Origin of the sequence: Pseudomonas fluorescens (assembly GCF_902497785.1) — a bacterium.
Classification (GTDB): Bacteria; Pseudomonadota; Gammaproteobacteria; order Pseudomonadales; family Pseudomonadaceae; genus Aquipseudomonas; species Aquipseudomonas fluorescens_BO.
Genome location: NZ_CABVHK010000035.1, coordinates 1 through 6,784, shown reverse-complemented (window position 1 = coordinate 6,784; position 6,784 = coordinate 1). Strand labels below are relative to the sequence as shown.

Annotated in this window: 6 protein-coding genes and 1 pseudogene; all 7 read right to left on the bottom strand. The window is 62.2% G+C overall.

Going from position 1 to position 6,784, the window contains the following annotated elements:
* Positions 1-521 (bottom strand): DUF1120 domain-containing protein (locus tag F8N62_RS30985; RefSeq protein WP_150714182.1); only part of this gene is annotated, 521 nt, incomplete at its 3' end.
* Positions 522-605: 84 nt separating this feature from the next.
* Positions 606-1,748, bottom strand: coding sequence for a DUF1120 domain-containing protein (locus F8N62_RS30980; protein WP_150714181.1), 1,143 nt, complete (start codon positions 1,746-1,748; stop codon positions 606-608).
* Positions 1,749-1,758: 10 nt separating this feature from the next.
* On the bottom strand, positions 1,759-4,224 hold the full coding sequence (locus tag F8N62_RS30975; RefSeq protein WP_150714180.1) for a fimbria/pilus outer membrane usher protein: 2,466 nt from the start codon (positions 4,222-4,224) through the stop codon (positions 1,759-1,761).
* A 132-nt stretch (positions 4,225-4,356) separates the two neighbouring features.
* A complete protein-coding gene (locus tag F8N62_RS30970; protein WP_150714179.1) occupies positions 4,357-5,067 on the bottom strand; it encodes a fimbria/pilus chaperone family protein in 711 nt (236 codons plus the stop codon).
* Between the two features lie 87 nt (positions 5,068-5,154).
* Positions 5,155-5,778 (bottom strand): DUF1120 domain-containing protein, encoded by a 624-nt coding sequence (locus F8N62_RS30965; RefSeq protein WP_150714178.1) that lies wholly within the window; start codon positions 5,776-5,778, stop codon positions 5,155-5,157.
* Positions 5,779-5,816: 38 nt separating this feature from the next.
* On the bottom strand, positions 5,817-6,443 hold the full coding sequence (locus F8N62_RS30960; protein ID WP_150714177.1) for a DUF1120 domain-containing protein: 627 nt from the start codon (positions 6,441-6,443) through the stop codon (positions 5,817-5,819).
* Positions 6,444-6,510: 67 nt separating this feature from the next.
* A pseudogene (locus F8N62_RS32040) lies at positions 6,511-6,784 on the bottom strand (hypothetical protein); the annotation flags it as partial.

The following is a 6,784-nucleotide window of genomic DNA, read 5'->3' as shown; positions in this document are numbered from 1 at the left end:
ATGAGATTCATCTGGAGGTTTTCCACGGGGATCGGTTCAAGCGTGCCGAGTGCGGCAGTCGATGTGAGCATGGCTGGAAACAGGCCGGGGGTAGCGGTCCAGCCTGTGCCGTCAACCGATTGAATGGCTCTCGCGCTCACGCCGTCTGCCGTGACGCGAGTGATCGCGGGCGTGAAGCCGCCCAGCTTTATGTCATCGCCGACCAGCCCCAGACCGTAACCACTGCCATTCCACGATGTGCCCGGGTTGTTATCGATGGCGTTAATAGCAAACAACGCCGGCGCATCACAGGCTACGGCCAACTCCAATGGCGTAGCGTTTACCAGCGTGAAGGTGGTTGGATTCAGATCCTTCATCTGCAGGTCGCCGACATCGATTATTCCGCCAGAGGACAAGCTCATTTCACAAGCACTCGGTGTAATGAAACCGGTGACAGTCAGTTCAGTGCTTGATGCCGCCAGTGCAAACGGCGCAACGCTGATCAATGCGGTAGCGGAGATTGCTGCAAGGTACTTTTTCATTTTTGTTTCTCACTTCCAGGGTTGTGACCTGACTGGCCCGGGGTGCTTGAGTGCACCGCGGATTCGTCAGGGTCGGGTTGGGTGTTACAGGTAAATAATCTCGATCGTTCCCGCGCCATCCAGGTCGATGGCGCTGCTCAAATCCAGGTTGTTGGTGGGCGCAATGACCGCCTCGACGGTCACGGTGGTACTGAGGTTCTGGATCAGTACCGGGCCGGCGTTGCTGCCGGCGCTGTCGGTGAAGCTCAGGTAGCTGTTCTGGCCAATGGGGATCGGGCTGTTGCTGGACGTACTCCAGGCCGCACCGGCGGTGGTGGAGTCGGTTCGATAGAGGCGGCCGAAGCTGTCGGCACTGGCGTCGGCCGGGTCGATATTCAGCGAGTACAGGCCGATTTTGTTGTTGCGGCTGTCCGTGCCGAGGCCGTAGTAAATCTCGCTGTTGACCGTCGCCGTGCCAGCGCGGTTGTCATGCATGACCAGAGCGAATGAAGCCGGCGCATCGCAGCCCACGGTCAACATCAACGACTTGGGCGGCAGGCGGGTGCTCTTGTCTGCGTTGAGGTCGCTTTTCGACAGCGTGCCGAAATTGACCACGCCGCCATTGGACAGCACCGGTTCGCAGGCTGCCGGTGCAAAACGGGCGCGCAGGGAAGCCTCTTTAGTACGCCCGGCAGCCACGGCGTCGAACAGGCCGGACGCCTCCCAGGTGACGGTGTCACGCAGCTGCATGCCCTGGTCTTTAACCCACGCAGTCACCTCCAGTTGCGCCGAGAAATTGCGCCCTTGCATCGGCACGCCGGCCTGCACCGGAACCACCCCGTGGTCCGGTCGCCAGATCAGGCGCGAGCCCGTTTCGGCGGGCGACTGGCCGACACCGGCAATCAGCCCGATTTCCATCGATTGGCCATCGAGCACCGCATCGCGAATGCGTATTTGATAGCTGCCGCGTTCGGCGAAGTGAAAGCGCTCGGACGTCGCCGCCATGGCCCGGTAAAACACGCTCATGTCGGTGGGGTGCGAGCAACTCAGGCTCAGGTTGGTGTGGCGCTCGCCGAGGCTTCGTTCCGGCGCCAGATCGGGGCGCACAGCCCGGTTCATCAAGCCGTAATCGAGCACCGGCTGGCTCAGGTTGAACTGGCAATCGTCGGGTAGCGCCCAGGCCAGAGGCGTGTATCCGCTCAGGGTCAGGGGCGCCAGGGACAGCAGCAAAAGTCGCGACAGGTTCATGCAGTCATCCTCAGAGCGCTCGGCACTTGGCGGGAGCGGTTTCGTAATAGGCGTTGGTGTCGGCGTCGTCCGGCAGTTCGAATTGCAGTTCGCAGCGTTCCATTCCGGGGGCGCTGATCCACAGCGCACGGCGATCCAGAACGTTGGGCAGGAACACCAGGCCGCCGTCCTGCACCAGCGTGACGAACTCGCCATCCTCGTTGTTCACCGAAGCGCCCCGTGGCAGTGGCGCACCGTTGGCGGTGGTGGCTTTGAGCAGTGCGCGACGGGTCAGGCTGACGCCGAATTCGACCCGGTCGACGGCGCCGCGTCCGGCGGAAATCACCGCCAGGCCGTTGCTGATATCGGCATTGCGCGGCAGGGTTTTGGTGTCGACTTCGATCGGGCTACGCCCGTACGCCGCCACCTGCGGAATCACCGCCTGACCTTGCCAGTCGGTCCAGACCGGGCCACTCGGCGTCGACACTTTGATCGCGCCCATCTCGCCCACCGAGAGCACGGCAAAGGTGTCGCGTATCGGGTAAGGCGACAGCGTCACGCCACCGCCGTGCACCACGACACCGCCGCGCGCACTGCCCTGATAGCTCGAGCGCTCGGCGTCGTCGCGGGTGTAGTTCAGGTCCAGTTGGGTGTAGCGCGGCAGCAGCGAAACGCCGGCGGTGGATTGGACTTCTTTATCGCGGGTGTCGTGTTCGACGCCGACGCGGTACGCCAGTTGATCGTTGATCTGCTCGCTCAACCCCACGCCGCTGCGGTAATCGCCCGCAGAACTGCGCACCCAGGTGCGTGCACGACGGTTCTCGCCCAAGGGAATGCTGACGTTGAGAAAGACGCTGTCATCGTTGCGGTCTGCACCGCTGACTTGCCATTCGGCGGTGGCCGAGACCGACACGCCACCGATGCTGGTGCCCCATGACGCGAGGGCGCGGCTGCTGCTCTGGCCGTCGAACGAGCTGGAACGGCTGAAGCCACTGCCGAACGCGCCGAGCCACGGATGCGACCAGGACAGGGAGGCGCTTTGCTGGTCGCGGTAACGCGATCGGCTGTCGTCCTCCGTGGTGTTGAACACCGCATCTTCCAGTTCGCGGTAACCCAGGGTCCGGTAGGAGCTGCCGGCATTCAGCGACCAGCTATCGCTCAGGCGGTGCGAAACGTTCAAGTCCGCCTGGAGGCCCTGACTGGCTTGCCTGCCACTGGCGTCGGCGGCGGTCAGCGTGGTTTGCACCTGGGTATCGGGCGAGGGCAACAGACCCACGCCGGCGCCCGCCGCGCGATAATCGGCGGCACCGGTGAGGCCGCCGCTGAGCAAGACTTGCGGGTGAATCGAACCACTCCAGCCGCCACTGATGACCCACGGGTCGCCACCCTGTTCATTGCCGGTACTGCGCACCTGGCCGGCGGCCAGCGAATAGCCGGGCGCGGGCAGGCCGATGCCGAGCATCGCGGCGGGCACGATAAATGTGCGCTCGCTGCCATCGGTTTCCTTGACCGTGACTTCCACGTCGGAACGGGTGTTGAGCCGGCGAACGTCGGTGAGCGAAAACGGCCCGGCCGGCACCACCGTGGAATGAATCAACGAACCGTTCTGCCGGACTTCGACCTGCGCCTGACTGTTGGCGATACCTTCGATGACCGCGCGCTGGCCTTCGACCTGCAGCGCCTGTTCATTGAGCACTTGCACGCCGGTAATCTGCGCGCCGGCCAGCACCGGGTTGTACATATTGATCTGGCCGGCTTGCAGCACGGCTTCGTGACTGGCGAAGGTGCGCTGGGCGTAGGCGGCAACATGCGTGGTGCGGGAGACGTCGTCCTGCCAGGTTTGCACCTGACGACTGCGCACGATCCAGTCACCGGCATTGAAACCCAGTTCGGTATTGGCCGAGGCGTAGCGGCTGGTACTGTCGGCGGAACGGCTCTGCAAACCGGTGACGTCGTAATTGAGCATCGCCGCCACACCACCGGTTTGAAAGCCGGACACGTCGCGCTCGGTTGCCCGAAACGAGTCAGTGGGCACGATCAGCGAGACGGTCAGGTTGGCCGGGTCCGGGTCGACAATGGTCTGCGGCGCACTGGCGAGGAAATCGTGGCAGCGGCCACCGTCCAGCATCTGATCGGGCACGTTCAGGTTGGCCGCATCCAGCAGCGTGCGATCGAAGCACAACGCGCCGTCATCATTGAACGCAACGTCCACGCGCCCCTTGCGCTGGCCATTCACGCTGAGCGTCACCGGATGATTGCCCGCAGTGAAGCGCGGCGCCTGCATCAGCAACGTGGCCAGTGCCGGATCGATGCCGCGTTGCATCAGCGTGTTTTTGTCGAACGACGCCAGCGACACCCCGTCAGCCTGGGCGTCGAGAACCATCAGTGCGTTCGCCAGCAACAGCGCCATCGGCGCCCGCCGTTTCATCTGAAACCGGGTGCTGGCTCGAATCGCGGGCACGGCTTTGCCGTCACGGTAAATCAATACTGTGTTCATTATTTCCACTTGGTTTATGCCGGCGTGCTGGTCGTTTGGCTGTGCTCAGCCACGCCTGTGGCAACGGCTTGATGGCCGTCACCTTGAAACATCAGCGCGCTCTATTCCGTTATGGCGCTGTCAGTTTTCGTTTCAGGATTTGATCGGTGCCTCGTAATGCGGCACCGCAAAACCGTAGACCGTGGCCGGCTGGAAACGCACCTGGGTCGCCGCGCCTTCAGGCACCTTGACGCTGATCTGTTCGCCGGGCAGCACGTAGGTTTTCGGCAACATCGCGTTGACTGCCGCCGGCAACAAATGCAGTTCCTGGCCCAGACGGACTACGTAGGGCGTGTCGTTGCGCACGGTCAGTTCACCGTCCTTGAGCGACCATTGCAGATCGGTCCAGGGGGTGCGATTCGGTGCCAGGCCTTTGGGGTGCAGAATCACCGGCAGGTTCTGACGCACGGTCACGCCGACGCGGGCATGCCCGGCTTCGACCGCGGATTTGCCTTCAGGAATGCCTTCGAAAATCACCCGCTTCAAGCGCTGGGTCAGCAGTGGTTTTTCCGTTTGCAGGATGAAACGCACCAGCTGGGTTTTCGAGGCATCGACGCGCGCCAGTGGCGGGGTGACGAACACCAGTGACTCCTTGTCCTCGGCGATGTCTTCGATGGTGACGTGCATCAGGGCGGTCTTGGCATCGGTGTTGGTCACGGAGACGGAGGCTTCGCCGTCAGCTTCGTTGACGATCACCACGGAGGTGTCGGGCACCATGCCGTCGGCCAGGACTCGACCGCAGAAGAGGAGGGCGAGGGTGCCGAGGCAGAGGCTCAGGCTCCGGGCGCCGGTGGATAAGTTCATGGGTGAATCCTTTTTAGGGTGCAGGTGAGGGCGGCAGGCGTTCCAGTTGTTGCCGGAATGCCTGCCGTTCCTCGGATTGGCAGTGCTTTACAGATAAATCACGGTCAGGGTTACCGAGCCGTCGATGGGGACTTCGTCGGTCAGGGTCAACTGATTGGTGGGGGCGATTCTCGGATAGACTACGAGATCTGCGGTAAATAGCTCGGCCGGTATCGGGTCCACGGTGCCAACATCGGCCATCGACGTAATACTGAAGCGGCTCAGGAAGATACTTGGGGACCAGGTCGTGCCACCGTCCTCAGAAATGATGGCTCTGGCTGATCTACCATCGGCCACGGGTAACCTGAGAAACACGTCCATGTCACCGAGTTTTTCTGTTGTGTTGATGAGTCCCAGGCCGTACTTCATAGGGTCGTTACCGAAGTCAGAGCCTTCGCGGTTGTCCTTGGCTTCCAATGCCATCCTGGTCGGAGCATCGCAGGTGACGGTCAGTTGCAGGGTCTGTTCCCCCAAGATCGTCGGCCGGACAGGGTCCAGATCCTTGACCGGAATTTTGCCGTAGGTCACGTTCCCGCCATTCGACAGGGAAGGCTCGCAAGCGCTAGGTGTGATGAACCCGGTAACGGTCAGTTCGGTGCTGGACGCCGCGAAAGCGCTGGCACTGCTGGCCAGTAGCATTGCCGCGACCAGGCTGTTGAGTGTCTTGTTCATGCTGTAACTCCTGAATAGGGATCTGGAAAAAGGAACACTCACCAGTACTCGAGCTGCAACGTGGCGTGCCCGTCGATGGGCAGCTCGTCGATCACGGTGAGGTCGTTGGTCGGTGCAATGACGGTGAAGGCGCGCAGGCGGGCGCTCAGGTCGCGCATGGCAAGGGGGAAATGCGGAGGACCGCCGGGTGTCGCAAAGGCCGTCAACCCGGCATGCCCCAGATACGAAGAAACTACCCAGGTGCCACCACCGTCGCGCGACAGGATGGTCTGCACCGGCCTGCTGTCGGCCAGTGGTTCGAACAACCCGAACGCCACGCTGCCCAGTTTCTCGGTGTCGTTGACCATCCCCAGGCCATGGGATGCCGGATTGATCGCCGATGAACCTTCGCGGTTATCGCGCGTGGTCAGGGTGAAGTACGTGGTGCCTTCACAGTGAACCTGAAGCTGCATTTCACCGGCGGGCAATCGGGTGGGCAGTAGCGGGTCGAGGTCGCGGGCCGTCACCTTGCCGTGTCCAATGACGCCGCCGTTTGACAGGACGGGTGCACAGGCGCTGGGCGTGATGGTGCCGGTCACGCTCAATTCGGCGTTGCTGGCGGCGAGGGCTGTCGGCGCGCAGGCGATCAACAGCGAAGTCAAAAGAGTACGGGAGCATCGTTCCATGATGGGTCGTCCTTTTAGCAATGGGACAACGCCGTGTACCCGGCGCAGTCCGTTGGGGGAGGTCGGGTTACAGGTACTTGATTTCCAGGGTGGCGGAACCGTCGAGTGGGACTTCGTCGGTCAGGGTCAGGCTGTTAGCCGGTGCGAGCTCAGCCCAAACACTCATGTTCACGGCAAGATTCTTTACGGGAACTGGAAGCCAGGTCCCCGTGGAGTAATCACCGAAGCCAATCCATGTCTCGGGTGCGACTACGCCATCGTCTTGGGCAACCCACGTTGAACCCCTGTCTGTGGAACTCAGCACTGTTTTCGAGCCGATTTCTGAGGTTACGTCGGCATAC